Genomic DNA, 24,408 nt, shown 5'->3' with positions numbered 1-24,408 from the left:
GGCATGCATGACTTCCGGCAAGAGGGCAGCGCGGTCGCTTACGCCTAAGATGCGGGCATGTTGGGATACCTCAGTCACACGCGCGTCCTGCGCTTTGCCGGCCTGTTCACCTGGGCGATGATCGTCATGCCCTTGGTGTACACCTACTGGCCGCCGGCCGAAGAGGGCGACCACCGCAGCGTGGCCGAGGCGGTGATGATGTCGGCATTCTTCATCGGCTTCGGCGCCAGCTACTTCTGGTTGACCCGCGGCTTGAACAGCGGCGGCCACGCGCACTGGTACGACCGGTTGATCCTGTTGCTGCTCACCATCTGCGCGCTGGCAGTGAGCTATCTGAGCGGAACCGGGCTCGGCAGCATCCTGATGATGGTGGCGGCCGGGGTGATCCCGTGGCTGCTGCCGCTGCGCGTGGGCGTGCTATGGCTGGTGCTGAGCCAGCTGGCGGTGCTGCCGGTGTTCTACTACCTGCGCCCGGACTTCACCCTGTTCGCGGCGCTGATGCAGTCGCTGTTGTACGGCGGCTTTTCGATGTTCATCTTCGTCACCAGCCTGGTGGCCCGCCAGCAGACCGATGCGCGCGAAGAGCAGCGCCGGCTCAACGCCGAACTGCGCGCCACCCGCGCGTTGCTGGCCGAGAGTGCGCGCATCAACGAGCGCACCCGCATCTCGCGCGAGCTGCACGACCTGCTCGGCCACCACCTCACCGCGCTCAGCCTCAACCTGGAAGTGGCCGGCCACATCACCGAGGGCCAGGCCCAGGAGCACGTGCGCCAGGCGCACACGCTGGCCAAATTGTTGCTCACCGATGTGCGCGAGGCGGTCAGCCACCTGCGCGACAGCGGCGCGATCGACCTGGAAGCGGCGCTGCGCCCGCTGGTCACCCAGGTGCCGTCGCTGGATATCCACCTGGACATCGCCCAGCCGCTGACCCTGGACGACCCCGAGCGCGCCCACGTGCTGCTGCGCTGTACCCAGGAAATCATCACCAATGCGGTGCGCCATGCCGGCGCGCGCAACCTGTGGATCCAGGTGCGCCGCGATGCCGATACGGTGCTGATCGACGCCCGCGACGACGGCCACGGCGCCGATGCGGTCGCGCCCGGCAACGGGCTGCGCGGCATGCGTGAGCGGCTGAACCAGTATGGTGGGAAGCTCGAAATTCAAACCCGGCGGGGTGAGGGCTTTGGCCTGCGCATCGCTGTTCCAGGCGCGCCGGCACTGATGCCTGCGGCCGTGACCCAAGGAGTGTTGTGATGATCCGTGTGTGCCTGGTCGACGATCAAACCCTGGTGCGCCAGGGGATCCGCTCGCTGTTGGCGCTGGACGACGGCATCGAGGTGGTGGCCGAGGCCTCCGACGGCAAGCAGGCAGTGGAGCAGATTCCGCAGATCCAGCCGGACGTGGTGCTGATGGACATGCGCATGCCGGTGATGTCCGGGCTGGAAGCGCTGCAGATGCTCTCGCGCAACGGCACCCTGCCGCCGACGATCATCCTGACCACCTTCGACGACGACCAATTGGTGCTGGCCGGGCTCAAGGCCGGCGCCAAGGGCTATCTGCTCAAGGACGTCTCGCTGGAACAACTGGTTGGCGCCATCCGCACCGTCGCCGAAGGCGGCTCGCTGGTGCAGCCGGCGGTGACCCAGCGCCTGCTGTCGGGTCTGGAGCACATGCGTAACGAGTTCGTCAGCCTGGACCGCCCCGATCCGCTCACCGACCGCGAAACCGAGATCCTGCGGCTGATGGCGAGCGGGTTTTCCAACAAGGAAATCGCCAACTCGCTGGGCGTGGCAGAAGGCACCATCAAGAATCACGTCTCCAACATCCTTTCCAAGCTCGGCGTACGCGACCGCACCCGCGCGGTGCTGAAAGCATTCGAACTGCAGCTGGTGTGAGCTCGGCCCTGCGCCGGCGAGCTCGACGCCAAGCCGGCCTGCAGCAGGCACCGGACTCGCATTCAGGACGCTGCGGCGCCGGTCGGACTGCGAAATGGGCGGACCGGTGCCGCCCGGCCACTGCAACATCACACGCACGCAGCACGTGATGTGCATGATAGCGGCGCGCAATCGCCCAAACCCTTGTGCAGGTTGGGATTGCGCATCCCCCACGCGCTGCGTTGCGCGGTGAATGACACCGCAAGACCGCGCTACCCGTCGCACAACTGAACATCTTTCTCGAAGCCTGCTAGGATGGTGGCTTCGCTTCACTCAACCCGGCCGTGGGATCGGCCCCGGAGACCTCCTGAATGACCCGTATTATCGAGTTCCTGATCGCCTTGGGGATCGTGGCTGGCTTGTTTGTCGTGGTGGGCTTGGTGTTGCCCTCGGAGCGGCAGATGTCCGAGAGTGTTGAGACCAACCGCAGGATGACGATTGTTTACGACACCGTGAACAGCTTCCGTCGTTTCAAGGATTGGAACCCGCTTGTGCTGCGTGACCCGAAGATCCAGCTGAAGCTGGCCGGCCCGGAAGAGGGCAAGGGTGCACGCGTCGAATACAGCTCCACCGAGGGCTATATCGGCAACGGCAGCTGGGAGATCACCAACAGCGTCAAGAACGAGCGTGTTGAGATCGCAATCGAAGATCCCACCAAGGGCTACGACAAGGTCACCAATTTCACCCTGGTGCCGACCGGCAAGAACAACAAGAACGTCAAGATCACCCAGGATTACAGCGTCAAGTACGGCTGGAACCTGTTTGGTCGCTATGCCGGCCTGTACGTCAGCCGCCACGTGGGCGACGACCTGAAGCTGGGTCTGTCGCGTCTGGCGACTGCGCTGGCCACCGTGCCGAACTTCGACTACCGCGCCGAGCTTGACGGCAAGCCGGTGTTGAGCGACCTCAAGATCGTCGATGTGCCGGCCGAGGACCTGTTGGTCGTCACCGCGGGCAACATCGATCGTGACAACGAGACGATCAAGAAGTCGATCAAGGACAACCAGGAGTGGATCAAGCGCGTGATGGATTCCAACGGCCTTGAGGCGGTTGGTCCGGTGCGCATCGTGACCACCGACTTCGCTTCGGACAAGTACGCCTTCGACGTGGTGCAGCCGGTGCGCAAGCGCGCTGGTGGTGCTCCGAAGGCCGACGCCAAGGCCGACGCCAAGAAGGACGACGCGGCTGCCGCGGCACCCGCCGATGCAACCCCGGTGGCTGCAACGGGCGACGAGTTGAAGCTCAATATTCCGTCCGAAGCACCGGTGAAGTACCAGCGGGTTCCGGCGCACCGTTCGGCCTTTGCGACCTACGCAGGCCACATGGCCGGTCTGGACGCAGTGCGTAACTCGCTGCGCGCCTGGGCTGCCACCAGCGGCATGGACGTGACCGATCGTCCGTACGAAGCGTGGAAGGGTGGCGTGGACAAGTCGTTCACCCAGGACGGCACCTACGACGTCTACTGGGCCATCAAGTAATCGTCTCACCACGATGAGCTGATCCAGACGAAAACGCGCCGCAGTCTTGCGGCGCGTTTTTTTTTTGCGCTGCGGCGCTGCCATGGAAGTTGCCTGCATGTCTTTGCTTGATCGTCGCAAGAAACACCCCTCGCTGCTGGCTTGCTGCGGCGGCCTGCTGGCGGCCACTGCCGTCGGTCTATCGGCCTATGCCTCGCACGGCGTTGCCGATGCGGTGGTGCAGTCGCGGCTGCAGCTGGCGTCGTTGTACGCATTCGGCCATGGCGCGGTCCTCACCGTGCTGGGCGCCACCGAAACGCGTGCGCTGGGCCGGGTGGGCTTGCACCTGCTGTTGCTCGGCACGTTGCTGTTTGCCGGCAGCCTGGTCGGGGGCGCGTTGCTGCAGTGGCCGACCACCCTGGCGCCGGTCGGCGGAGTGGGCCTGATGCTGGGCTGGGTGGTGCTGGCCATTGGTGCGTTGAGGCGCTGAGCATGCCGCGCCATGCCCGCGGATTCGATGTGGAGGCTGCGTTCGCGCATGTGTCCCGGCGCGATCGCGCGCTGGGTGCGTGGATGAAGCGCATCGGCCCGATCGCCCCGCAACCGGGCTGGCACAAACCCTTCGACCCGGTCGATGCGCTGGCACGCGCCATCCTGTTCCAGCAACTCAGCGGCAAGGCGGCGTCGACCATCGTGGCGCGGGTGGAAGTGGCGATCGGTGCGCAGCGGCTGCATGCGGACACCCTCGATCGTATCGACGATGCAGCGCTGCGTGCCTGCGGCGTTTCCGGCAACAAGGCGCTGGCGTTGCGCGATCTGGCACGGCGCGAACGCGAAGGCGAGATTCCCTCGCTGCGCAGGCTCGCTTTCATGGACGAGGACGCCATCGTGCAGGCGCTGGTGCCGGTGCGCGGCATCGGCCGCTGGACGGTGGAAATGATGCTGATGTTCCGCTTGGGCCGCCCGGATCTGCTGCCCATCGACGACCTGGGCGTGCGCAAAGGGGCGCAGCGCGTGGACAAGCAGGAGCAGATGCCCACCCCTAGCGAACTGGCCGCACGCGGCGAACGGTGGGGCCCGTACCGCACCTATGCCGCATTCTATCTGTGGAAGATTGCCGACTTCAGTGTGGCGACCAAGGTGCCGACACCGCGTTCGCAGGAGTAGGGCGAACGCACGCGGGGCAGACGCGACGGGCCGTCCTGTCCAGCCGCGCTGCGTGGCGCATGACGTTCGACCGGCTCATCCCGCCGACCAACGCCAATGCCACGGTTCGTAGACGATGCCATGCGGGTTGTCGCGTGGATAACTCAGGCGGTAGCCGAATGCGTGTGCGTTGCTGCACAACCAGGCGAATGCGTGCGTGGCTTCGAAGGACTCTTCGGCCGGCGGCTCGCCCGGTGTGCCCAGATCCAGTGCGTCGCCGCTGTGATGTTCGCTGAAACCCGGCGCTGCGTTGACCGTCAGGACCTGTTCCAGGGTGAGTCCGCGCGCGAACTTGCGCTCGAAGATGCCCAGTTGGTAGTCGTGGCTGCGATAGCCTGAAATCGCATCGATCACGATGTCTGCGCGCAGCGCAGCCGCACGCATCTGTCGCCATGCGCGTGCAGCGCCGGCACTGAGCCATAGCGGGCGGCCGAAGCGATCGCGTCCGGCAAACTGCAGTGCGGCCGGTTCGGCAATCAACTGCAGGCCGGTCCGTTGCACATAGTCGTCGGCGGCGAGCCCCAGCTGGCTCAGCCGGCGCTGCAATCCGTCGATCGCCAGCGTGTCGTCGCGTACCTGGCCGATGCGGCCGGTTGCGGTCTGCAGACGGTCCAATGCTTCGTCCAGGCCATGCTCGCGTGCCAGCCGCGGGATCAGCGGCATCAGACCCTGCGGAAGATGTGCAGCCAGATAGCGCCCATCGCGTTTGCGCCGCAATAGCCAATCGGCCTGTGCCAGTACACGCGCATCCGCATTGCCGCGCGCGCGCAGCAGATCGGCCGGCCACAGCTCGATCGCGCTGGTATTGAGGAGTACACGTTGAAGATGATGCATCTACGCAGCTTAGCGGTTGCCAGGTGAGCGCTGCCAGTCCGGCCAGGCGCTGTGACCCGCACCGACCCAGATGGGCGAACCGCTACACCGGTGCGCAGTCGCGTCTGGATGATCAAAGGCGCGTGATCAATTTTCGGATTGTTCTTTTTCGCCCTGCGGTTTCGGTAGCCGGCCAGCCTTGCGTAACGCATCGCGCAGCACGTATTCGATCTGCGCATTGAGGCTGCGCAATTCGTCGTCGGCCCAGCGCTGCACGGCGGCCAACACATCGGCGTTGATACGCAGCGGGTAGGCTTTTTTTTCGCTCATTTGCCGTCTCTGCGGCCGCCGTGACGGCGCAGGTGCATCACCATCGACACGATCAACGCGTTGACGCCGATGAGCATGCCGATCACCACGGCATAGATGCCGGCGCGATTGTCGCCGGCCCAGTACAGGCATGCGGCGCCGACCAGGATCACCAGGCTGATCAATGCCCAGCGCAGGCCCAGCCCGCGTGCGCGGTCGTCATCGTCGGCGCCGATGGACGCGGCGATGGCAAGCGCGGGCAAGCCGGAAAGCGCAACCACCAGGGGCACCATGATATTCATCAGATCGATCTCGGAGTGGCTGACGCAACGGAAGCGAGCGCTCGCCAGGTGGCGTGGAGGGCGCGCCCACAAGCGCAGTGTACGAGTGCGCATGCCGATGCCGAACCGTGGCTGCGCCCGGCGGCAGTAAGCGCAGGTGTTTTATCGGCTGCCCTCAATACAGCGAGCCGGCGTTGACCACCGGTTGGGTCCCGCGATCGGAACACAACACGGTAAGCAGGTTGCTGACCATATGCGCCTTGCGCTCTTCGTCCAGCTGCACCACGCCATTCTTGTGCAGCTCCGACAGCGCCATTTCGACCATCCCCACTGCGCCGGCGACGATGCGCGAGCGTGCGGCAATCACCGCATTGGCCTGCTGGCGCTGCAGCATGGCCTGGGCGATTTCCGGCGCGTAGGCCAGGTGGCTGATGCGCGCCTCGATCACGTCCACGCCGGCCTGGGTCAGGCGCTCGTCCAGATGCCGCTTGAGTTGCTCGCTGATTTCGGCCGGATGGCTGCGCAGCGAGATCTGGCCGTCTTCGTGCTGGTCGTACGGATAGCTGGTCGCCATCGCACGCAGCGCCGCTTCGGACTGGATATGCACGAAGCTTTCGTAGTCGTCGACGTTGTAGACCGCTTCGGAGGCATCGAGCACCTGCCATACGATCACCGCAGCGATTTCGATCGGGCTGCCATCCAGCTCGTTGACCTTGAGTCGCCCGCTTTCGAAATTGCGTACGCGCTGGCTGACGCGGCGCTTGGCATAGAACGGCACATTCCAGCGCAGGCCGGCGTCCTTGACGGTGCCGACGTACTTGCCGAACAGGCTCAGTACCGCGGCCTGGTTGGGCTCCAGCGTGTACAGCCCGGCCAGCATGAAAATGCACGCCGCCGCGACCAGTACCGCGGCGACGAACGCGCCCAGCGTGACGCTGTTGTTGGCCATCTTCGTCAATACAAACCAAGACGTACCGACAAGGCCGGCGCCTGCGACGAGAACGACGGGAATGCCGGGTAACGAACCGATCGGCTTCTCTTTCATGAGCGCGAGTCCTTGTGGAATGGTAAAAAGATATCAATGTGATATCAGTTAAACAACAGCCGTTCGTCGGCGTGGCAGTGGGCAACCGTTAGAATGGCGGCCCCTCTCGTTCTGGACCGCGCTCATGACCACTTTCGGCACGCCGTTATCGCCTTCCGCCACCCGCGTGTTGTTGCTGGGCTCGGGCGAACTGGGCAAGGAAGTGGCGATCGAGCTGCAGCGTTTCGGTGTGGAAGTGATCGCAGCCGACCGCTATGCCAATGCACCGGCGATGCAAGTGGCGCACCGCTCGCATGTGCTGGACATGCTCGACCCCGCAGCATTGCGCGCGCTGATCGCCAGCGAGCAGCCGCATCTGATCGTGCCGGAGATCGAAGCGATCCATACCGAAACCCTGGTGGCGCTGGAACGCGAGCAAGGCCAGAAGGTCATCCCGACGGCGCGTGCCGCGCGCCTGACCATGGACCGCGAAGGCATCCGCCGCCTGGCAGCCGAAACGCTGGGCCTGCCGACCTCGCCGTATCGCTTTGTCGATACCTTCGAGGAGTATCGCGATGCAATCGCCGCGGTGGGGGTGCCATGCGTGGTCAAGCCGGTGATGTCGTCCTCGGGCAAGGGCCAGAGCACCCTGCGTAGCGAGGCCGATATCGATGCGGCGTGGGCGTATGCGCAGACCGGTGGGCGTGCCGGTGCCGGTCGCTGCATCGTCGAAGGCTTCATCGATTTCGATTACGAAATTACCTTGCTTACCGTGCGGCATGCCGGTGGCACCTCTTACTGCGCCCCCATCGGGCACTGGCAGCAGGACGGCGACTACCGCGAAAGCTGGCAGCCGCAACCGATGTCGGCCGCTGCGTTGCGCCGCTCGCAGGAAATCGCCAAGGCCATCACCGACGAGCTCGGCGGCTGGGGCCTGTTTGGCGTGGAGTTGTTCGTCAAGGGCGACGAAGTGTGGTTCAGCGAAGTCTCGCCGCGCCCGCACGACACCGGTCTGGTCACGCTGGTCTCGCAGGACCTGAGCGAATTCGCGCTGCATGCCCGCGCCATTCTCGGCCTGCCGGTGGGCGCGCAGGACGGCGGCGTGATCCGTCAGGCCGGCCCCTCGGCATCGTGCGCGTTGCTGGCGCACGGCAATGGCGTGCCAGTGTTCGACAACGTGGCCGAGGCGCTGCGCGACCCGGACACCGCACTACGCCTGTTCGGCAAACCCCGGGTGGACGGCCATCGCCGCGTCGGCGTCACCCTGGCGCGCGCGGACAGCATCGATGCGGCGCGTGAGAAGGCGCGCGTCGCCGCTGCCGCGTTGACGATCCAGCTGCAGGCCTGAGCGCGTACGTCAGACGCAGTGCAGCGCACCGCTGCATTGCGTCGACGCGCCAAGGGCGCTCGGGGTCTATGCACATGTCTCTCGACGCTGCCCGACGTCAGGTGCTGACCATACCTGGTGACGCCCACGTCATCGGTCACCGCAAGCAGCACTGCGCCTGACGAGCCGCTCATGCGTGGATCTTTCCAAGCCAGGTGCCGATACTGCACACGGACAAGGACTTGCTGTTCCGAAGCCCCAATCCCAATTCCCAGCTACTTAGCCACATCCACCCACACCGCATGGTGGTCGCTGCCATCGGCAATCGCCGCTTCTGGTGCGCTGCTGGCCGGCCAGAAAATGCCGCTGCCGATCAGGGTGAACTGGCGCGACGGCAGCACGTAGTCCAGGCGCATGGTGCCGGCCTGCGGGCCGAAGTCGCCGGTGACCTGGTGCGGGTCGCCGCTGTGGGCGATGCCCAGTGCGGCGTATTCGGCGGTTTTTTCCGGGCCGCCATCGCTGCGCGGGGTGGGGTAGTGAAGGACGCGCGGGTGGTCGATCAAGGCGCGGATCGCCGTATGCCGGCCGGCACCATCGACCGGGTCGTTGTTCAGATCGCCCAGGATGACGAAGCGCGCATCGCTATCCAGACCGCCGCAGCCCCCCTTGTCGTCGCAGAGCCAGCGTTGGCTTTCGGGTGCGTTGTCCAGATACGCGCGCCACAGCTGCAGTTCGTCGTGGTTGCGCGCGGCGTTGCGTTTCTCGGCACCGTCGAACACCGGCGGGGTGGGGTGCGACACCAGCGCATGCACGACGCCCAGCGGCGTGCGCACCGGCACATCCCAATGCGATTTGGACGAAAGCCGCAGCTGTGCCCAGATGGCATCGCTGTAGTACGACGTCTTGCTGGCCGGATCGATCGGCCGCAGTGCGCCGGGTAGCGCGCTCCACTTCAGCAGCTGGAAGCTTCGCACCGCCTGCGCATCGATCGGGTAGCGCGACAACACCAGCATGCCGTACTGGCCAGGATGCAGCCCGTAGCCCCACGCGTCGTTGCCACGCGCGCGGCCTTCGCCGCCGGTGCTGCCGTTGTTGTCCAGATCCAGGCCGCTCGGCACGCCGGTGTTGACCGGTGCCAGATAGCGGTAAGGATAACGCAACGCCTCGCCGCCGCCCGGCTGGGCGACCTGCAGGTAGCGTTGCTGGAACAGATCGGCAGCGCGGTGTTCCGGGTCGAAGTCGAATTCGTTGAGCAGCACCAGATCCGGGCGCACGCGCTGCAGGACCGCAGCGATCTTGCGCGCATGTGCGCTATCGCCCTGCAGCTCGCGAATCAGGCCGCCGGCCTCGTCCGAATATAGCGAGGTGTTGTAGGTGGCGATGCGCAGCTGTGCCGCGGCCGGCCGGGCGGCGAGGGTGTCGGTCTGCATCTTGGGCGAGGGCGCGGGGTGGGCGCAGGCCGCGCACAAGGCGGTCAGCGTCAGCAGCAGGAAAGGTTTGATCATTGCGAGATTCTCGCATGCGGGATGCGACACGCCGATGTCGCAATCCGGCGGTTCAGTCGACCGATGCGTGAGCGGGCAAGCCGCGCCAGTGGCGACCATCGTAGGCTTCCAGTGCACTGAAGCGGCGCTTGTAGTTCATCTTCGCGTGGCCATCGATCCAGTACCCCAGATACAGGTGCGCGCGTCGCTCGCGTTGCGCCCACTGGATCTGCTGCAGGATCGCGAACGTGCCCAGGCTGCGTGCTGCCGCCTCCGGCGCGTAGAAGGTGTAGACCGCCGACAACGCATGCTCGGTGACATCGGTCACTGCAACTGCCAGCAGCCGGCCGGGCAGGTGGGCGATGGCCGGTTCGCGGATCTCCAGAAAGCGCCCGTGCGACCAGCCGCCGATCAGGAACTGGTCGAACTCGGTGGCGCCATGTTCGTCCATGCCGCCGCCGGGATGCCGGTGCTTGAGGTAGTGGCGATAGAGCGCCAGTTGTTCGTCGGTGCGCTCGGCGGCCACCACGCGGACCATCAGATCCTGGTTGCGCGCCAGGCAACGGCGTTGGCTGCGGTCAGGGTGGAACGCATCCACCGCGATGCGTACCGGCACACAGGCACGGCACCGTTCGCAGTGCGGCCGGTAGACCAGATCGCCGGAGCGACGGAAGCCCCATGCCAGCGCTTGCGGATAGATCGCCCCCAGGCGCGGATCGTGCGGATCCAGCACCAGATCGCGCGCCTGCCGGTCGGACCAATAGCCACAGGCATGCTCGCCGGTCTGGAACAGGCGCAGGTCGTCGTGGGTGTCGGCATGGATGGCCATGGCCGAAGGATAGCGCCTGAGCGTCGCATCAGCGGCGACTGTCCGCCGGATGAATACGTCCGGCCTGGGCGTCAACGCGCGCATCGATGGCTCGTTGATGGGGGTGTTGGTGGCAGCGCACGGATGATCCGCACGCACCACCCACGCGATGCGGCCCATGCAGGTGCCGCGTGTGGTTCCTATCTTTCAGGAGTGTCTCATGACGTCACGCAAACCCTTTCTCGCCCTGGCCGTGCTGGCCGCGCTGTCCGCTGGCACCGCATTCGCCGCCACCGTGCCGGCTCCCGGCGATGCGCCGCGGCCTGCCAAGCTCGACAAGAACGGCGATGGCGTGATCGACCGCAGTGAAGCGGCTGCCGATCCGACGCTGGCCGCGCAGTTCGATACGTTGGACACCAACAAGGACGGCAAGCTGTCGCGCGACGAGCGCCCGCACCATCGTGGCCCGGGGCGCGGCGGACGTGGCGAATGGATGGCCAAGCTCGATACCAACAAGGACGGCCGTATCAGCCGCGAAGAAGCCAAGGCCGACCCCAAGTTCGCTGCGCGCTTCGACCAGATGGATCTCAACAAGGACGGCTTCGTCGACCGTGCCGACCGTGAGTTGCGCATGCAGCAGCATCGCGATGCGTGGTTCGCCAAGGCCGACACCGACAAGGACGGCAAGTTGAGCAAGGCCGAGTTCGATGCCGCGTCCAAGTGGCGTGGCGGGCACGGACCGGGTGGGATGGGCAGGCACGGCGACGATGGCAAGCCGGCACCGGCGAGCGCACCTGCGGCCAACCGTTGAGGCATCGCCGAGTGCGGCGCTCGCTGCGTATCGGCGAGTGCCGCTTGGGTGAGCGGTGAGTTCACCCCGCGATTTGCAGTACGTAACAAGGCGCCGATCGACCGCGCCCTTCCGCCTGGCGGGAGGGCGCTTGCGTTTGGGGCAGACGCTGAGCGCGGCTACAACGCTCAGTCGTGCTTCCAGGACGTGGGAACCGGATTGGAGACGGTGTTCTTCTCCAGCGTGTAGGTGCCGTTCTGCTGCGCGATCGCTTCGCCGGTGTCGACGATGGCGTTCTGGATAAAGACATTCTGCTTGTCGCCGCGCACGAAGGTCAGCTGATGGAACGCGGTCTTGTTGCCCCAGTCTTCCGAGGGCAGGGAAATGAACCGGATGGTGTAGCTCTGGTCGTCGAACGTTCCCTGCAGGACATAAACGCCGTAATGGTTTTCGCCCTGGGAAATGATCTTGTACATGCCGTTGCTGAAATAATAGATTTCCGCATCGGGGAAGGGCTTCTTGTCGTAGAGCTTGCGGTAGTGAAGCACCTGCTTGAAGGTGGGTGCTCCGAAACTCACCGATAGCGTCTTGCCATCGGGGGACTTGGTGAGTCCGTCCGCATGCGCGCTCATGCTGACCATCATCAGCAGACTGGTGAACAGGCTTGCCTTCACTTCATGACTCCGTAGTCTTGTTGAATCCTGCCTGCTTATAGCAGCGCGGGCGCTGCCCGATGACGGCGACAGTCGGATACGAACCCATCACTTCGGATCATGCGACGTTGCTTGCTACGGGCTCACCGCCGCACGCGCATCGCACTGAACCGGTTCTCATCGCCCATGCCACCAGGCTGCCATACGCAGGGTTGCTCCGTCTGCGCTCACTTGGCCCGCACCGGCGTGTCATCGTCTCCTGCGGTGATATCCGGTCGGCTCAGAGCATTCCCAACTGCATGTAGTGCCGCACGACGGGCACAATGACAGCCGCAGTGCTCACCAGCATCGCGCCTGGACTGAACATGCAGCGGTATAACAGCGGTGCCCGGGTGACGCCGCGTCTGCGCGCATCGCGCTTGAGCATGGGGCGCATGACACGTGGCAGGACGCGCAGGGATTGATAGTTGAGCACCGCCATGCCTGCGCACAGCGCCAGAACCGATGCCCATGCGCCCGCCTGCAGGTGTTTCAGCACCAGCGTGCTGCCGCACGCCAGCACCGAGGTCAGCGTGGTGACGTGCACGAACCGACGGATCGCCGCTGCCTCGCTGGCGCTCTGTGCGAAGCGCAGCAGGTACCAGTACGACCAGTAGGTGCCGATCCCGGCAACCAGCACTGCGCACGCAGCGAACAGGGCCGGCATGCCGAGCCAGAGGCTGAGTGCGCCCGCGGCGCCGCCCCCACCCAGCGCCGAGCCGCTCAACCCGCTCGCGCCCAGTTTTCCCGCGCCTCCGATGCCGGTCAGCACAACGGCCGCGCTAGCCTTGCCCGGCGCGCCCAACAGGCTGGCCGAGCTTACTGCGCTGGCGAACGCCACGCCGGGGGCGCTGCCGCGCGCGAATTCGCCAAACCGGCGCAGCAGCTCGCTGCGTACGCTGGCACGTGCACGCGACAGGCGCTTGCGCACCGCTGCATCGCTGAGTCCAAGCAGCGAGGCAACCTGTTGCGAGCGCTGGCCTTCGCGGTAATACAACAGCAGCGTTTCGCGACTTTCTTCCGGCAGTGCAGAAATGATGTCGAGCGCCGCGATCTCTTCTTCCACCTGCAGCAACTGGTCGGCGGGCGAGGGCGCCGGGTCGGCTGCCATCGCGATGGCAAGCTCCGCCGCCCCACCACCGAGCGCACGATGGCGGTTGGCGCGCAGCCAGTCGCGCGCCAGGTTGCGGGTGATCTGACGAAGCCAGGGCAGGAAGCTGGCCGGCTGATGCAGTTGCCCCAGCCGCTGCCAGGCACGCAGGAAGGCCTCCTGGGCAATGTCTTCGCTGGCCGCGAGGTCGCGGGTGATCGCCAGCGCGATCGCAGTCACCGTGTTCTGGCAGGCAAGCACGATGCGTCCGTAAGCCTGCTGGCAGCCAGCCGCGGCGCTGGGCAGGTCGCGTTGCAACATCAAATTCAGCGTGTCGGCGTTCATCGGCGCAATCCATGTCCTGGTGCCAGCATGACGCAGGCCGGCAACGGATGTGACCGCGCCGACGAGCATGCTTGTCGTACCAGCGGATGGCCGCGCTGGCCAGCTGCGTTCAGCGGGTCGGCTGGATCCGTACGCGCACTTGGTCGTCTTCTGCTGCCGGTGGTGCGCCATCTGGCGTCGGCGTCCGTTGCGATGCCGGCTGGGCTGCTGGTGCCAGTTGCGTCGGCGCGCTGCGATGGCGCATCACCACCACCATCGCCACGGCGCCGATCACCAGCAGCAACACCAGGCGGATACGCCAGGCCCAGCTGCGCGCACTGGAGCTGGAGCCGTTTTCGCCGTCGCGGAAGGTGTATTCCACATTCGGCAGGTCGCGGCGGGTGGTGTCCAGCAGGCGGGCGTCGCGCATCAGCTCGCGTGCGCGCGGTTGGTCGTTGGCATGCACGATCCAGACGGTGGGCTGCGCCTGGGCGTTGCTCTGCTCCAGGTAGCTGAACTGGCCGCCGCGCTTGCTCTGATAAGAGCGACCGTTGCTGATGCGGATCTCGATTCCCGCATCGCGCAACAGATTGGCCACGCCTTCGGCGGTTTCGATACGTTGACTGCTGAAGATCTTGCGCATGGTGGAAAACGCCGTTGGGTCCGGAACAGATGGCACCGTTGAGGCGCCAGTTCAAGATGAAACATCAAGGTGCGGGTGGTGTGGTCAGGTGATCGCATGCGCATGCCCATGGCAGGCAAGCATGCCAGCTTGCGGCGTCTGCAGTGCGCGGGGCGCGTTGCTCGGCTGCCTTCGACCCGGCCAAGGGTGCGTGCTGGCATCAAGCAGCGTGCCTTACCGTCGCGGCGTGAGGTCTACTCCTTGGCCGGCACGGCAATCGCGCTGCCGTCAGGCACCACCCGGATCAGGCCTTCCTGCGTGGTGCTTGCCACCAGCACGCCGTCGCGGGTGAAAAACTGCCCGCGGGCCAGGCCGCGTGACCCTTGCGCGGTGGGGCTGTCGAGCGAGTACAGCAGCCAGTCGTCGGTACGGAATGGGCGATGGAACCACAGGGCATGATCGAGCGAGGCCATCTGCACGTTCGGCGTGTAATAGCTGATGCCGTGCGGAAATGTCGAGGTACCGAGCAACTGAAAATCCGACGCGTACGCAAGCAGCGCTTGATGCAGGCCCACATCGTCGCCGATGGGATCGTTCAGGCGCAGCCACATCTGCTGGAACGGCGGACGCTTGGGCGGCTTGAGTTCGTCGCGCGGAAAGACATGGCGAAATTCGAACGGGCCGCCGCGCGACAGCCAACGCTGCACCTTGGCCGGTAGCTTGGCCAACACTTCCGGTGCCAGCGGTGCGGCCGGTTCGATGTCTTCCGGTGGCGGCACCACCGGCATCGCCGACTGATGCTCGGCGCCATCTTCGCGCTCCTGAAACGAAGCTGCGCAGAAAAAGATCACCTTGCCATGCTGGATCGCGGTAACCCGGCGCACCGAGAAACTGCCGCCATCGCGGGTGCGGTCGACGTCGTAGACGATGGGGTGGTCGATATTGCCGGCACGCAGGAAATACGCATGCAGCGAATGCGCCTGGCGGCCGTTTTCGACCGTGGCCTGCGCTGCCGATAACGCCTGGCCCAGCACCTGCCCGCCGAACACGTATTTGGTGCCGATGTCGCGGCTCTGGCCACGGAACAGGTTGTCTTCCAGACGCTCCAGCGACAGCAGGCTGATCAGTTCGGAGACGACGGGTTCGGCGGTGGCGGACAAGGGGTTGGCCTGGGCATGCGACGGAACGCGAGTATACCGGCCCGCCCAATGGGCGCCGCGAGGCAGGGCTCAGGCCTTTTGCAGGCGCGCCACCAGGCCATGCAGCGCGGCCTGCGCATCCGGCGCGTACCAGCCATCGATGAAACGCTCCAGCTGGATCAACTCCGGCGCCAATGCCGCGCGCAGGTCGGCACGCGCAATCGCGCGCGTGGTCAACATCGGTTGGCGGGGGAGCTGCTGCAGCTCCTGGAGCCACGCCACCGCACGCGCGGTGACCAGCTCGCCATCGACCAGTTCGTCCACCAGCCCGATCGCCACCGCCTGTTCGGCCGGCAGCAGTTGCCCGGAGATCAGCAGGCGTTCGGCGCGGTGCGCGCCCACCACGCGGCGCAACAGGCGTTGAATCCCCTCTGGCGCAGCAAGGCCAACCTGCACCTCGTTGAGGCCGATCGTATAGGGTCTTGCGGTATCGGCACTGCGTGCCATCACCCGGTAGTCGCAGCACAGCGCTAGCACGCAGCCGCCGGCCGGCGCATGCCCGCCGATGGCCGCCACCACCGGCACGCGGCTGTTGGCCAGCGCCTGCGCCGCATCGAAGAACGCGGTCCAACTGGCCAGTAGCGCGGCGCGGTCGGTACCGTGCGCCAGCAAATGGGGGACATCCATGCCGCCGGAAAAAATCCGCTCGCTGCCCGACAGCACGATGCCATCGACTTCCTCGCCCGCCTGCTGGACCGCGACGCTCAACGCCTGGCACAACGCGCTGTCCAGCGCATTGACCGGCGGACGCGCCAGACGGATTTCGCGAAGACGGCCATGGTCTAAGATCTGGATGCTCATTCGGGGCTCCTGGAGGTCAGGTCATGATAGACGGCAGTCGAAGCAGGCGGGTTAGGTGTGCCGGCGTGGTGCTCGCGGCGTTGGCGCTGGTGGCAAGTGCGGGCGTGTCGGCGCAATGCCTGCCCGAATTCAAGAATGGCTGGATCCGCATCCCGCCGCCCGGTGGCATGGGCATGGCGGCCGGGTTCGGGCAATTTCATAACGGCTGTGCGCAGCCGCTGAAGATCACCGCTGCCAACAGCAGCGTGTTTGCCGATGTCTCCTTGCACGAAACCACCCAGGTCAATGGCGTCAGCCGCATGCGCGCGGTGCCCGAACTGGCATTGCCGGCCGGCAAATCGGTGCCGTTGGCGCCGGGCGGCCTGCACCTGATGTTGATGGACGCCACTGCGCCACTGCAGGAAGGCGCGCAGGTGCCGGTGAGCTTCACCCTGCAGGACGGCCGCCAAATCAAGGCCACCTTGGAAGCACGCAAGCGCGCGCCCGGGTCTTGAGTGTTTGATGGCTGTTGCGCACTTGCGCCAGCATTGAAATGAAAGCGGCGGCTCCATACGGAGCCGCCGCCGATCTTTCGCGCTGCAACCTCAGCGAATGGGCCGATAGGAATTCAGCTGCTGGCCGCGCGCACCGCATCCGGCAGCGCGGCGCTCTTGCCGGTCTGCGTATCGATCCACACCACCACCACGTTGCCATCGGAGTACAGCTTGCTGTCGTCCTTCTGGTCGAAGATGCGGTGGCCGATGGTCACGCTGCTGGTGCCCAGGCGTTCGACGAACAACTCGACGGTGATGTCGTTGGGCCAGATCAACGGCTGCTTGTAGTTGACATTGGTGGCGGCCACCACCGGCGCGATGCGGTCGGTCATCGCCACGCCTTGCACGCCCAGCATCCAGCGCACCCGCGCTTCTTCCAGATAGGAAATGTACTTGGCGTTGTTGACATGGCCCATGCTGTCCATGTCGCGCCAGCGCACGCTGATCGGAATGCGTGCCAGTACCTTGTGTTCGCTCATCAGCTTGCCTTCTTCGCAGTCTTCTTGGTGGCGGATTTGGCGGCCTTGGCCACCTTCTCCGGTTTGACCTTGCGCGGCGGGCGCGCATCGGGCTTGTTGGCCATCGCCGCCGGACGCGTCTCGCGCGCCTTCACCGATGGCAGCATCTTGGCCAGGAACTGCCCGGTATAGGACGGCTTATGCGCGGCCACGTCTTCCGGCGTACCGGAAATCAGGATGGTGCCGCCGCGATGTCCGCCTTCCGGGCCCAGGTCCACGATCCAGTCGGCGGTCTTGATCACGTCCAGATTGTGTTCGATCACCACCACCGTGTTGCCTTCGTCGCGCAGCTTGTGCAGCACGCCGAGCAACGCTTCGATATCGTGGAAGTGCAGGCCGGTGGTCGGCTCGTCCAGGATGTACAAGGTGCGCCCGGTATCGCGACGCGACAGTTCCTTGGACAGCTTGACGCGCTGCGCTTCACCGCCGGAGAGCGTGGTCGCGCTCTGGCCCAGCTTGATGTAGCTCAATCCCACATCGACCAGCGTTTCCAGCTTGCGCGCGATCGACGGCACCGGTTCGAACAGGCGCAGCGCATCTTCCACGGTCATCTGCAACACGTCGCTGATGTTGAAACCCTTGTAGCGGATCTCCAGCGTTTCGCGGTTGTAGCGCTTGCCGTGGCAGACATCGCAGGGCACGTAGACATCGGGCAGGAAGTGCATTTCCACCTTGATCATGCCGTCGCCCTGGCAGGCCTCGCAGCGGCCGCCACGCACGTTGAAGCTGAAACGCCCCGGCGAGTAGCCGCGTGCACGCGCCTCCGGTACCTGCGCGAACAGCTCGCGCAACGGCGTGAACATGCCGGTGTAGGTCGCCGGATTGGAACGCGGCGTGCGCCCGATCGGCGACTGGTCGATATCCACCACCTTGTCGAACAGGTCCAGGTTTTCGACTTCGCGATGCGGCGCCACGGTGTGCGAGGCGCCATTGATCTCGTTGGCCGCCAGGGTGAACAAGGTATCGTTGATCAGCGTCGACTTGCCCGAGCCGGACACGCCGGTGATGCAGGTCAGCAGGCCGGCGGGAATGTCCAGGTCGACATTCTTCAGGTTGTTCCCGGTGGCCCCGCGCAGATGCAGCATCATCTTCGGGTTGGGCTTGTGGCGCTGCTTGGGAATCTCGATGCGGCGCTTGCCCGACAGGTATTGGCCGGTCAACGAGCGTGGCGATTTCAGGATGTCGTCCAGCGTGCCTTGCGCGCAGATCTCGCCGCCATGCACGCCGGCGCCGGGGCCGATGTCCAGCACGTGGTCGGCCAGGCGGATCGCATCTTCGTCATGCTCGACCACGATCACCGTGTTACCCAGGTCGCGCAGCCGCGTCAGCGTGCCGAGCAGGCGCTCGTTGTCGCGCTGGTGCAGGCCGATCGAGGGCTCGTCCAGCACGTACATCACCCCGACCAGGCCGGCACCGATCTGGCTGGCCAGGCGGATGCGCTGCGCCTCGCCACCGGACAAGGTGTCGGCCTTGCGCTCCAGGGTGAGGTAATCCAGGCCCACGTCGACCAGGAAGCCCAGCCGCTCGGCAATCTCCTTGACGATCTTGGCCGCGATCTCGCCACGCCAGCCCGGCAACGACAGGCCGCGGAAGAAATTCAACGCCTCATTGACCGGCAGCACCACCAGCTCGGGCAGCGGGCGATCGGCCACGAACACGTTGCGCGCAGCGCGATTCAAGCGCGTGCCGTTGCAGGCGGGGCAGGGCTGCTGGCTGACGTACTTGGTCAGTTCTTCGCGCACCGCTGGCGATTCGGTTTCGCGGTAACGGCGCTCCAGGTTCGGCAGGATGCCCTCGAAGCGGTGCTTGCGCGTGGTGCGCCCGCCCGCATCGGTGAAGTAGGTGAAGCTGATCACCTCATCGCCGCTGCCGAACAGCACCGCCTGGCGCACCTTGGCCGGCAGCGTATTCCACACCGCATCCACGTCGAACTTGTAGTGCTTGGCCAGCGAGGCAATCAGCTGGAAATAATAGGCATTGCGCCGGTCCCAGCCGCGCACCGCGCCGGCCGACAGCGACAGCTCCGGATGCACCACCACACGATCGGGGTCGAAGAATTCGGCCACGCCCAAGCCATCGCAGCTGGGGCAGGCGCCCACCGGTGCGTTGAACGAAAACAGACGCGGTTCCAGCTCCGGCAGCGAGTAGTCGCACACCGGGCAGCTGTACTTGGACGAGAACAGGTGCGGCGCGGCCGCCGGGTCGTCCAGCGACTGCACCGCCACCATGCCTTCGCCGAGCTTGAGCGCGGTCTCGAAACTTTCCGCAAGACGCTGCTTGATGTCCTCGCGCGGACGGAAGCGGTCGATCACTGCCTCGATGGTGTGCTTCTGGCGCAACGCCAACGGCGGCACCGCATCGATTTCATAGAGCTCGCCGTCCACGCGCACGCGCACGAAGCCCTGCGCACGCAGTTGCTCGAACACCTGCGCATGCTCGCCCTTGCGGTCGCGGATCACCGGGGCCAGCAACATGTAGCGCTGCTCCTGATCCTGGGTGAGCATGTGGTCGACCATCTGGCTGACGGTCTGCGCTTCCAGCGGGAAGCCGTGGTCCGGGCAACGCGGCTGGCCCACGCGCGCGTACAGCAGGCGCAGGTAGTCGTAGATCTCGGTGATCGTGCCGACGGTGGAGCGCGGGTTGTGCGAGGTGGATTTCTGTTCGATCGAAATCGCCGGCGACAAGCCTTCGATGTGGTCCAGGTCCGGCTTTTCCATCACGCTGAGGAACTGGCGCGCATACGCCGACAGCGACTCGACGTAGCGGCGCTGGCCTTCTGCGTAAATGGTGTCGAACGCCAGCGACGACTTGCCCGAGCCGGACAGGCCGGTAATCACGATCAACTTGTCGCGGGGCAGGTCGAGGTCGATGTTCTTGAGGTTGTGCGTCCGCGCGCCGCGGATGCGGATGAAATCCATCGCCATGGGGGATCCGATGTCGGGCCGGCGAACCGGCAGTGGTGCGAGCGTGCTCAGCAGGAATGAGTGGCAGTCGATCAGCCTACCCGCCGACCTAGGTGAGGGCAATTGCCCCAAATGCCAGTCTGCCGGGGCCGTTGTGGCGGCCGGATGATGCGTTCTACCAGCCCAATGCGGGCCAGTCGCGGCCAGGCCGCTTGCGACTTGACCCGAAACCGGCTAGGCCAGTACAATTCCGCTCCTGTCTGCCCCATGGGTAAGTCAGGCGACCATAATAACTACAGAGGAACACCTGGTCATGTACGCAGTTCTGGTAACCGGCGGTAAGCAATACCGCGTCGCGCAGGGCGAAACGCTCCGCGTGGAAAAGCTCGAAGTCGAAGCTGGCAACGAGATCAAGTTCGACACCATCCTGATGCTGGGCGATAGCGATGGCATCAAGCTGGGCGATGCGCTGAAGGGCGCCTCGGTCACCGCCAAGGTCGTGGCCCACGGCCGCGCCGATAAGGTGCGCATCATCAAGTTCCGCCGCCGCAAGCACCACATGAAGCGTCAGGGACACCGTCAGCACTACACCGAAATCGAGATCACCGGCATTGCCGGTGGCGACAAGAAGTAAGGAGAACCAGTCATGGCACATAAAAAGGGCGTAGGTTCCTCGCGCAACGGTCGCGATTCGAATCCGAAGTACCTCGGCGTGAAGATCTTCGGTGGCCAGGCCATCGACGCCGGCAACATCATCGTGCGTCAGCGCGGCACCCAGTTCCATCCGGGCGCCGGCGTCGGCCTGGGTCGTGACCACACGCTGTTTGCGCTGGTCGACGGCAAGGTGGAGTTTTCCACCAAAGGTCCGAAGAAGCGTCGTACCGTCAGCGTGGTTGCCGAGGCGTAATCGCCCGCTCCATGCAGGCCAGTCCATGAGGCGGTAATGCCTTACGGGCAAGACGGAAAGCCCCGCTTTTGCGGGGTTTTTCGTTTGACGGCCGGGAATTGGGAATGGGGAGTAGGAAATCGGAAAAGCGATTCTGCCCCCCCGACCGGATTCCACGGCTGTGCTGGCAAGCATTCTTGCTGGCAGGAGGCGGCCACTCGCTGTGCCAATTCCCGATTCCCCATTCTCCATTCCCGGTTGTCATCCCATGAAGTTAGTCGACGAAGCAGAAATCCTGGTCACCGCCGGTAATGGCGGCAACGGCTGTGTCGGCTTTCGCCGCGAGAAGTTCATTCCGCTGGGTGGGCCCGATGGCGGCGATGGCGGTGCGGGCGGTAGCGTCTGGATCGTGGCCGACGAGAACGTCAACACGCTGGTCGATTTCCGCCATGAGCGCACCTTTAAGGCGCAGCGCGGCGAGAACGGCATGGGCCGTCAGGCCTACGGCAAGGGCGGCGAAGACCGCATCATCGTGGTGCCGGTCGGTACCGTGGTGATCAATGTGCAGACCGACGAAGTGATCGGCGACCTGACCCGGCACGGCGACCGCTTGCTGGTCGCCAAGGGCGGCAAGGGCGGCCTGGGCAACATGCATTTCAAGAGTTCGGTCAACCGTGCGCCACGCCAGGCCACCACCGGTGAGGAGGGCGAGGAGCGTTTGCTCAAGCTGGAACTGAAGCTGCTGGCCGACGTTGGCCTGCTGGGTTTCCCCAATGCCGGCAAGAGCACCCTGATCCGCGCAGTGTCCTCGGCCACACCGAAGGTGGCCGACTACCCGTTCACGACCCTGTACCCGAATCTGGGCGTGGTCAGTGTCGAGGCGTACCGCAGTTTCGTCATTGCCGACGTTCCGGGCCTGATCGAAGGTGCTGCCGACGGTGCCGGTCTGGGCACGCAGTTCCTGCGCCATCTGCAGCGCACCCGCCTGCTGCTGCATCTGGTGGATATTTCGCCTGCGCTGGGCGTGTATGGCGAGGGTGGTGTGGACGGCGTATCGCCGGCCGATCAGGTGCGCACCATCGAACGCGAACTGGAACGGCACGATCCCGAGTTGCTCAAGAAGCCACGCTGGCTGGTGCTCAACAAGGCCGACCTGATGTTCGAAGACGAGGCGCGTGCCGCCGCAGAGAGCATCGTGGCCGAGTTGGGCTGGACGGCGCCGTGGTACCTGGTGTCCGCTCTCGGGCGTGACGGCACGTTCCCGATCATGAAGGACGTGATGGCGTTCTTCGACCGCCAGCGCGAAGACGAGCTCGATGCACGCAATGCAGGCTGAGTGCAGGCGCAGGCACACAAAAAACCCGGCCAAGGCCGGGTTTTTCTGTATTGCCGGAAGCCAGGCTCCCGGCAATGCGCAAACCGATCGCTTACGCGGCCTTGATGGCCTTGATGCGCGCGGTCAGGCGGCTCTTGTGGCGTGCAGCCTTGTTCTTGTGGATCAGGCCACGGGCGCTGAAACGGTCGAGGATGGGCTGGGCAACGGCGAAAGCAGCTTCGGCGCCTGCAGCATCGTTGGCGTCAAGGGCCTTGATCACCTTCTTGACGGCGGTGCGCAGCATCGAGCGCTGACCGGTGTTGCGCTCATTGCGCACAATGGTCTGCTTGGCGCGCTTCTTGGCGGACTTGATATTGGCCACGGTGGTGGGTTCCTGAAAAATCGGTATGGTGGAAAAAGCAAGCGCGAAAGTATGATGGACCCGGATATGTACGTCAAGTCAGTTGTCAAGAGGGATGCAGAGTGAGCAAGCCCGGCATGTTGAGAGGCCTGCTCTCATTCAGCAGTATGACCATGATCTCGCGGGTGCTGGGCCTGATCCGCGACCAGGCGATTTCCACCACCTTCGGCGCCAATGCGGTGACCGACGCGTTCTGGGTGGCCTTCCGCATTCCCAATTTCCTGCGCCGGCTGTTCGCCGAAGGCTCGTTCGCCACTGCGTTCGTGCCGGTGTTCACCGAGGTCAAGGAGACCCGCCCGCATGCCGACCTGCGCGAGCTGATGGCGCGCGTGTCCGGCACCTTGGGCGGGATGTTGCTGCTGATCACCGCGCTGGGGCTGATCTTCACCCCGCAACTGGCCGCGGTGTTTTCCGATGGTGCGGCCACCAATCCTGAAAAATACGGTTTGTTGGTCGATCTGTTGCGCCTGACCTTTCCGTTCCTGCTGTTCGTCTCGTTGACGGCGCTGGCCGGCGGCGCGCTCAACAGCTTCCAGCGCTTTGCCATTCCGGCGCTGACGCCGGTCATCCTCAATCTGTGCATGATTGCCGGCGCGCTGTGGTTGGCGCCGCGGTTGGAGGTCCCGATCCTGGCGCTGGGCTGGGCGGTCCTGGTGGCAGGCGCGTTGCAGTTGCTGTTCCAGTTGCCGGCGCTGAAGGGTATCGACCTGCTGACGCTGCCGCGCTGGGGCTGGAATCACCCGGATGTGCGCAAGGTGCTGACCTTGATGATCCCGACCTTGTTCGGCTCGTCGATTGCGCAGATCAACCTGATGTTGGATACGGTGATCGCCGCGCGCCTGGCCGATGGGTCGCAGTCGTGGTTGTCGCTGGCTGACCGGTTCCTGGAACTGCCGCTGGGTGTGTTCGGCGTGGCGCTGGGCACGGTGATCCTGCCGGCGCTGGCGCGCCATCACGTCAAGACCGATCGCAGCGCGTTCTCCGGCGCGCTGGACTGGGGCTTCCGCACCACCTTGCTGATCGCGATGCCGGCCATGCTCGGCCTGCTGCTGCTGGCCGAACCGTTGGTGGCGACGTTGTTCCAGTACCGCCAGTTCACCGCGTTCGACACCCGCATGACGGCGATGTCGGTCTACGGTCTGAGCTTCGGTTTGCCGGCCTACGCCATGCTGAAGGTGCTGCTGCCGGCCTTCTACGCGCGCCAGGACACCCGCACCCCGGTGCGTGCGGGCGTGGCGGCGCTGATCGCCAACATGGTGTTCAACTTCGCATTGCTGGCGGTGGTGTACCAGATCATGGTGCCGCCCGAACTCAAGGCCCAGGGTGTGATGCAGGCGCTGGGCAAGCAGCCGGGCCTGCATCTGGCGTTGGGTATCGCCAGTGCATTGTCGAGTTATCTCAATCTGGGATTGCTGTGGTATTGGCTGGGCAAGTCCGGCGTGTACCAGCGCCGCCCGGGCTGGGGGGGCTATACGCTGCGTCTGCTGTTGGCGTGCGCGGCGATGGCGGCAGTGCTGTTGAGCCTGCTGTGGTGGCTGCCGTCGTTTACGCAGATGGACAAATGGAGCCGCATCGGCTGGCTGGCGGTGCTGGTGGGCAGTGGCGGGGCGACGTATCTGGTCGCGCAGCTGGCGCTGGGGCTGCGGCCGCGGCATCTGCGCGAAGGCTGAG

26 protein-coding genes are annotated in these 24,408 nt (G+C 65.2%); 12 read left to right on the top strand and 14 right to left on the bottom strand.

Features of this window, described 5'->3' with window-relative positions:
- Positions 1 to 57 precede the first annotated feature (57 nt).
- The 5 genes from AC1POX_RS15965 to AC1POX_RS15945 all read left to right on the top strand — a co-directional run bounded on the left by AC1POX_RS15965 (position 58) and on the right by AC1POX_RS15945 (position 4,558).
- A complete protein-coding gene (locus AC1POX_RS15965; RefSeq protein ID WP_008574698.1) occupies positions 58 to 1,254 on the top strand; it encodes a sensor histidine kinase in 1,197 nt (398 codons plus the stop codon).
- Complete coding sequence (locus AC1POX_RS15960) at positions 1,254 to 1,895, top strand: response regulator (RefSeq protein WP_008574699.1); 642 nt, start codon at positions 1,254 to 1,256, stop codon at positions 1,893 to 1,895. Before AC1POX_RS15965 ends, AC1POX_RS15960 begins: the two co-directional genes overlap by 1 nt.
- Positions 1,896 to 2,245: 350 nt before the next feature.
- Entirely contained in the window at positions 2,246 to 3,412 is a 1,167-nt protein-coding gene (locus AC1POX_RS15955) for a polyketide cyclase (RefSeq protein ID WP_218540611.1), read from the top strand.
- An 82-nt stretch (positions 3,413 to 3,494) separates the two neighbouring features.
- Entirely contained in the window at positions 3,495 to 3,881 is a 387-nt protein-coding gene (locus tag AC1POX_RS15950) for a DUF423 domain-containing protein (RefSeq protein WP_031421575.1), read from the top strand.
- Between the two features lie 2 nt (positions 3,882 to 3,883).
- Entirely contained in the window at positions 3,884 to 4,558 is a 675-nt protein-coding gene (locus AC1POX_RS15945) for a DNA-3-methyladenine glycosylase family protein (RefSeq protein WP_031421578.1), read from the top strand.
- Between the two features lie 75 nt (positions 4,559 to 4,633).
- Here the strand turns inward: AC1POX_RS15945 and AC1POX_RS15940 are convergent, their stop codons facing one another.
- The 4 genes from AC1POX_RS15940 to AC1POX_RS15925 all read right to left on the bottom strand — a co-directional run bounded on the left by AC1POX_RS15940 (position 4,634) and on the right by AC1POX_RS15925 (position 6,949).
- On the bottom strand, positions 4,634 to 5,431 hold the full coding sequence (locus tag AC1POX_RS15940) for a M15 family metallopeptidase (RefSeq protein WP_039418947.1): 798 nt from the start codon (positions 5,429 to 5,431) through the stop codon (positions 4,634 to 4,636).
- Between the two features lie 126 nt (positions 5,432 to 5,557).
- Positions 5,558 to 5,740 carry a type II toxin-antitoxin system antitoxin gene (locus tag AC1POX_RS15935; protein ID WP_008574708.1) on the bottom strand — a complete coding sequence of 61 codons (183 nt, stop codon included), beginning with the start codon at positions 5,738 to 5,740 and terminating at the stop codon, positions 5,558 to 5,560.
- Positions 5,737 to 6,021, bottom strand: a complete 285-nt coding sequence (locus AC1POX_RS15930; RefSeq protein ID WP_008574709.1) for a hypothetical protein — start codon at positions 6,019 to 6,021, stop codon at positions 5,737 to 5,739. The genes AC1POX_RS15935 and AC1POX_RS15930 overlap by 4 nt, the downstream gene beginning before the upstream one ends.
- 154 nt (positions 6,022 to 6,175) lie before the next feature.
- A complete protein-coding gene (locus tag AC1POX_RS15925; protein WP_372357184.1) occupies positions 6,176 to 6,949 on the bottom strand; it encodes an SPFH domain-containing protein in 774 nt (257 codons plus the stop codon).
- Positions 6,950 to 7,169: 220 nt separating this feature from the next.
- Between AC1POX_RS15925 and purT the strand changes: the two genes are divergently transcribed.
- On the top strand, positions 7,170 to 8,372 hold the full coding sequence (gene purT / locus AC1POX_RS15920; protein ID WP_372356374.1) for a formate-dependent phosphoribosylglycinamide formyltransferase: 1,203 nt from the start codon (positions 7,170 to 7,172) through the stop codon (positions 8,370 to 8,372).
- Positions 8,373 to 8,626: 254 nt separating this feature from the next.
- Here the strand turns inward: purT and AC1POX_RS15915 are convergent, their stop codons facing one another.
- A complete protein-coding gene (locus AC1POX_RS15915; RefSeq protein WP_372173386.1) occupies positions 8,627 to 9,955 on the bottom strand; it encodes an endonuclease/exonuclease/phosphatase family protein in 1,329 nt (442 codons plus the stop codon).
- Complete coding sequence (locus tag AC1POX_RS15910; protein WP_031421588.1) at positions 9,909 to 10,823, bottom strand: arginyltransferase; 915 nt, start codon at positions 10,821 to 10,823, stop codon at positions 9,909 to 9,911. The genes AC1POX_RS15915 and AC1POX_RS15910 overlap by 47 nt, the downstream gene beginning before the upstream one ends.
- Positions 10,824 to 10,863: 40 nt before the next feature.
- Between AC1POX_RS15910 and AC1POX_RS15905 the strand changes: the two genes are divergently transcribed.
- Positions 10,864 to 11,454: an EF-hand domain-containing protein gene (locus AC1POX_RS15905; RefSeq protein WP_011346743.1), complete on the top strand. Its 591-nt coding sequence runs from the start codon at positions 10,864 to 10,866 to the stop codon at positions 11,452 to 11,454.
- Positions 11,455 to 11,621: 167 nt separating this feature from the next.
- Here the strand turns inward: AC1POX_RS15905 and AC1POX_RS15900 are convergent, their stop codons facing one another.
- The 5 genes from AC1POX_RS15900 to AC1POX_RS15880 form a co-directional block, all read right to left on the bottom strand.
- Entirely contained in the window at positions 11,622 to 12,107 is a 486-nt protein-coding gene (locus AC1POX_RS15900) for a hypothetical protein (RefSeq protein ID WP_008574722.1), read from the bottom strand.
- Between the two features lie 259 nt (positions 12,108 to 12,366).
- A complete protein-coding gene (locus AC1POX_RS15895; protein WP_218488353.1) occupies positions 12,367 to 13,560 on the bottom strand; it encodes an RNA polymerase sigma factor in 1,194 nt (397 codons plus the stop codon).
- Between the two features lie 109 nt (positions 13,561 to 13,669).
- Entirely contained in the window at positions 13,670 to 14,182 is a 513-nt protein-coding gene (locus AC1POX_RS15890; RefSeq protein ID WP_372356373.1) for a putative signal transducing protein, read from the bottom strand.
- Positions 14,183 to 14,415: 233 nt separating this feature from the next.
- Positions 14,416 to 15,321 carry an acyl-CoA thioesterase II gene (tesB, locus tag AC1POX_RS15885; protein WP_029818913.1) on the bottom strand — a complete coding sequence of 302 codons (906 nt, stop codon included), beginning with the start codon at positions 15,319 to 15,321 and terminating at the stop codon, positions 14,416 to 14,418.
- 69 nt (positions 15,322 to 15,390) lie between these two features.
- Positions 15,391 to 16,161 (bottom strand): enoyl-CoA hydratase/isomerase family protein, encoded by a 771-nt coding sequence (locus AC1POX_RS15880; protein ID WP_008574729.1) that lies wholly within the window; start codon positions 16,159 to 16,161, stop codon positions 15,391 to 15,393.
- Between the two features lie 65 nt (positions 16,162 to 16,226).
- Between AC1POX_RS15880 and AC1POX_RS15875 the strand changes: the two genes are divergently transcribed.
- Positions 16,227 to 16,655 carry a copper chaperone PCu(A)C gene (locus AC1POX_RS15875; RefSeq protein WP_014089634.1) on the top strand — a complete coding sequence of 143 codons (429 nt, stop codon included), beginning with the start codon at positions 16,227 to 16,229 and terminating at the stop codon, positions 16,653 to 16,655.
- A 113-nt stretch (positions 16,656 to 16,768) separates the two neighbouring features.
- Here the strand turns inward: AC1POX_RS15875 and AC1POX_RS15870 are convergent, their stop codons facing one another.
- Positions 16,769 to 17,173: an acyl-CoA thioesterase gene (locus AC1POX_RS15870; RefSeq protein WP_007967522.1), complete on the bottom strand. Its 405-nt coding sequence runs from the start codon at positions 17,171 to 17,173 to the stop codon at positions 16,769 to 16,771.
- Positions 17,173 to 20,136, bottom strand: a complete 2,964-nt coding sequence (uvrA, locus tag AC1POX_RS15865; protein WP_011346749.1) for an excinuclease ABC subunit UvrA — start codon at positions 20,134 to 20,136, stop codon at positions 17,173 to 17,175. Before uvrA ends, AC1POX_RS15870 begins: the two co-directional genes overlap by 1 nt.
- Positions 20,137 to 20,428: 292 nt before the next feature.
- Between uvrA and rplU the strand changes: the two genes are divergently transcribed.
- The 3 genes from rplU to obgE all read left to right on the top strand — a co-directional run bounded on the left by rplU (position 20,429) and on the right by obgE (position 22,337).
- Positions 20,429 to 20,749, top strand: coding sequence for a 50S ribosomal protein L21 (gene rplU, locus AC1POX_RS15860; RefSeq protein WP_003484328.1), 321 nt, complete (start codon positions 20,429 to 20,431; stop codon positions 20,747 to 20,749).
- Positions 20,750 to 20,761: 12 nt separating this feature from the next.
- The gene (gene rpmA / locus AC1POX_RS15855) at positions 20,762 to 21,022 is read left to right on the top strand and encodes a 50S ribosomal protein L27 (RefSeq protein ID WP_003484326.1); all 261 of its coding nucleotides are present in this window, start codon (positions 20,762 to 20,764) and stop codon (positions 21,020 to 21,022) included.
- Between the two features lie 247 nt (positions 21,023 to 21,269).
- Positions 21,270 to 22,337, top strand: a complete 1,068-nt coding sequence (gene obgE, locus AC1POX_RS15850) for a GTPase ObgE (RefSeq protein ID WP_011346750.1) — start codon at positions 21,270 to 21,272, stop codon at positions 22,335 to 22,337.
- A gap of 91 nt (positions 22,338 to 22,428) precedes the next feature.
- Here the strand turns inward: obgE and rpsT are convergent, their stop codons facing one another.
- Positions 22,429 to 22,698 carry a 30S ribosomal protein S20 gene (gene rpsT / locus AC1POX_RS15845; protein ID WP_003484323.1) on the bottom strand — a complete coding sequence of 90 codons (270 nt, stop codon included), beginning with the start codon at positions 22,696 to 22,698 and terminating at the stop codon, positions 22,429 to 22,431.
- A 116-nt stretch (positions 22,699 to 22,814) separates the two neighbouring features.
- On the opposite strand from rpsT, the gene murJ reads away from it, so the two are divergent.
- Complete coding sequence (murJ, locus tag AC1POX_RS15840) at positions 22,815 to 24,407, top strand: murein biosynthesis integral membrane protein MurJ (RefSeq protein WP_031421598.1); 1,593 nt, start codon at positions 22,815 to 22,817, stop codon at positions 24,405 to 24,407.
- Position 24,408 lies beyond the last annotated feature (1 nt).

It is taken from the genome of Xanthomonas sp. NCPPB 3442 (assembly GCF_056725145.1).
Note: the sequence above shows the minus strand (reverse complement) of the source record. Positions and strands in the feature narration are given on the sequence as shown.

What these genes read in the sequence shown, in the direction of transcription:
- rplU (WP_003484328.1), top strand. Translation starts at nt 20,429, where the DNA reads ATGTACGCAGTTCTGGTAACCGGCGGTAAGCAATACCGCGTCGCGCAG.
- AC1POX_RS15935 (WP_008574708.1), bottom strand. Translation starts at nt 5,740, where the DNA reads ATGAGCGAAAAAAAAGCCTACCCGCTGCGTATCAACGCCGATGTGTTG.
- obgE (WP_011346750.1), top strand. Translation starts at nt 21,270, where the DNA reads ATGAAGTTAGTCGACGAAGCAGAAATCCTGGTCACCGCCGGTAATGGC.
- AC1POX_RS15880 (WP_008574729.1), bottom strand. Translation starts at nt 16,161, where the DNA reads ATGAGCATCCAGATCTTAGACCATGGCCGTCTTCGCGAAATCCGTCTG.
- AC1POX_RS15955 (WP_218540611.1), top strand. Translation starts at nt 2,246, where the DNA reads ATGACCCGTATTATCGAGTTCCTGATCGCCTTGGGGATCGTGGCTGGC.
- AC1POX_RS15870 (WP_007967522.1), bottom strand. Translation starts at nt 17,173, where the DNA reads ATGAGCGAACACAAGGTACTGGCACGCATTCCGATCAGCGTGCGCTGG.
- AC1POX_RS15925 (WP_372357184.1), bottom strand. Translation starts at nt 6,949, where the DNA reads ATGGCCAACAACAGCGTCACGCTGGGCGCGTTCGTCGCCGCGGTACTG.
- AC1POX_RS15905 (WP_011346743.1), top strand. Translation starts at nt 10,864, where the DNA reads ATGACGTCACGCAAACCCTTTCTCGCCCTGGCCGTGCTGGCCGCGCTG.
- purT (WP_372356374.1), top strand. Translation starts at nt 7,170, where the DNA reads ATGACCACTTTCGGCACGCCGTTATCGCCTTCCGCCACCCGCGTGTTG.
- AC1POX_RS15940 (WP_039418947.1), bottom strand. Translation starts at nt 5,431, where the DNA reads ATGCATCATCTTCAACGTGTACTCCTCAATACCAGCGCGATCGAGCTG.
- AC1POX_RS15910 (WP_031421588.1), bottom strand. Translation starts at nt 10,823, where the DNA reads ATGGGCCGCATCGCGTGGGTGGTGCGTGCGGATCATCCGTGCGCTGCC.
- AC1POX_RS15965 (WP_008574698.1), top strand. Translation starts at nt 58, where the DNA reads ATGTTGGGATACCTCAGTCACACGCGCGTCCTGCGCTTTGCCGGCCTG.
- rpmA (WP_003484326.1), top strand. Translation starts at nt 20,762, where the DNA reads ATGGCACATAAAAAGGGCGTAGGTTCCTCGCGCAACGGTCGCGATTCG.
- murJ (WP_031421598.1), top strand. Translation starts at nt 22,815, where the DNA reads ATGTTGAGAGGCCTGCTCTCATTCAGCAGTATGACCATGATCTCGCGG.
- AC1POX_RS15950 (WP_031421575.1), top strand. Translation starts at nt 3,495, where the DNA reads ATGGAAGTTGCCTGCATGTCTTTGCTTGATCGTCGCAAGAAACACCCC.
- uvrA (WP_011346749.1), bottom strand. Translation starts at nt 20,136, where the DNA reads ATGGCGATGGATTTCATCCGCATCCGCGGCGCGCGGACGCACAACCTC.
- AC1POX_RS15890 (WP_372356373.1), bottom strand. Translation starts at nt 14,182, where the DNA reads ATGCGCAAGATCTTCAGCAGTCAACGTATCGAAACCGCCGAAGGCGTG.
- AC1POX_RS15895 (WP_218488353.1), bottom strand. Translation starts at nt 13,560, where the DNA reads ATGAACGCCGACACGCTGAATTTGATGTTGCAACGCGACCTGCCCAGC.
- AC1POX_RS15960 (WP_008574699.1), top strand. Translation starts at nt 1,254, where the DNA reads ATGATCCGTGTGTGCCTGGTCGACGATCAAACCCTGGTGCGCCAGGGG.
- AC1POX_RS15930 (WP_008574709.1), bottom strand. Translation starts at nt 6,021, where the DNA reads ATGAATATCATGGTGCCCCTGGTGGTTGCGCTTTCCGGCTTGCCCGCG.
- AC1POX_RS15915 (WP_372173386.1), bottom strand. Translation starts at nt 9,955, where the DNA reads ATGGTCGCCACTGGCGCGGCTTGCCCGCTCACGCATCGGTCGACTGAA.
- AC1POX_RS15945 (WP_031421578.1), top strand. Translation starts at nt 3,884, where the DNA reads ATGCCGCGCCATGCCCGCGGATTCGATGTGGAGGCTGCGTTCGCGCAT.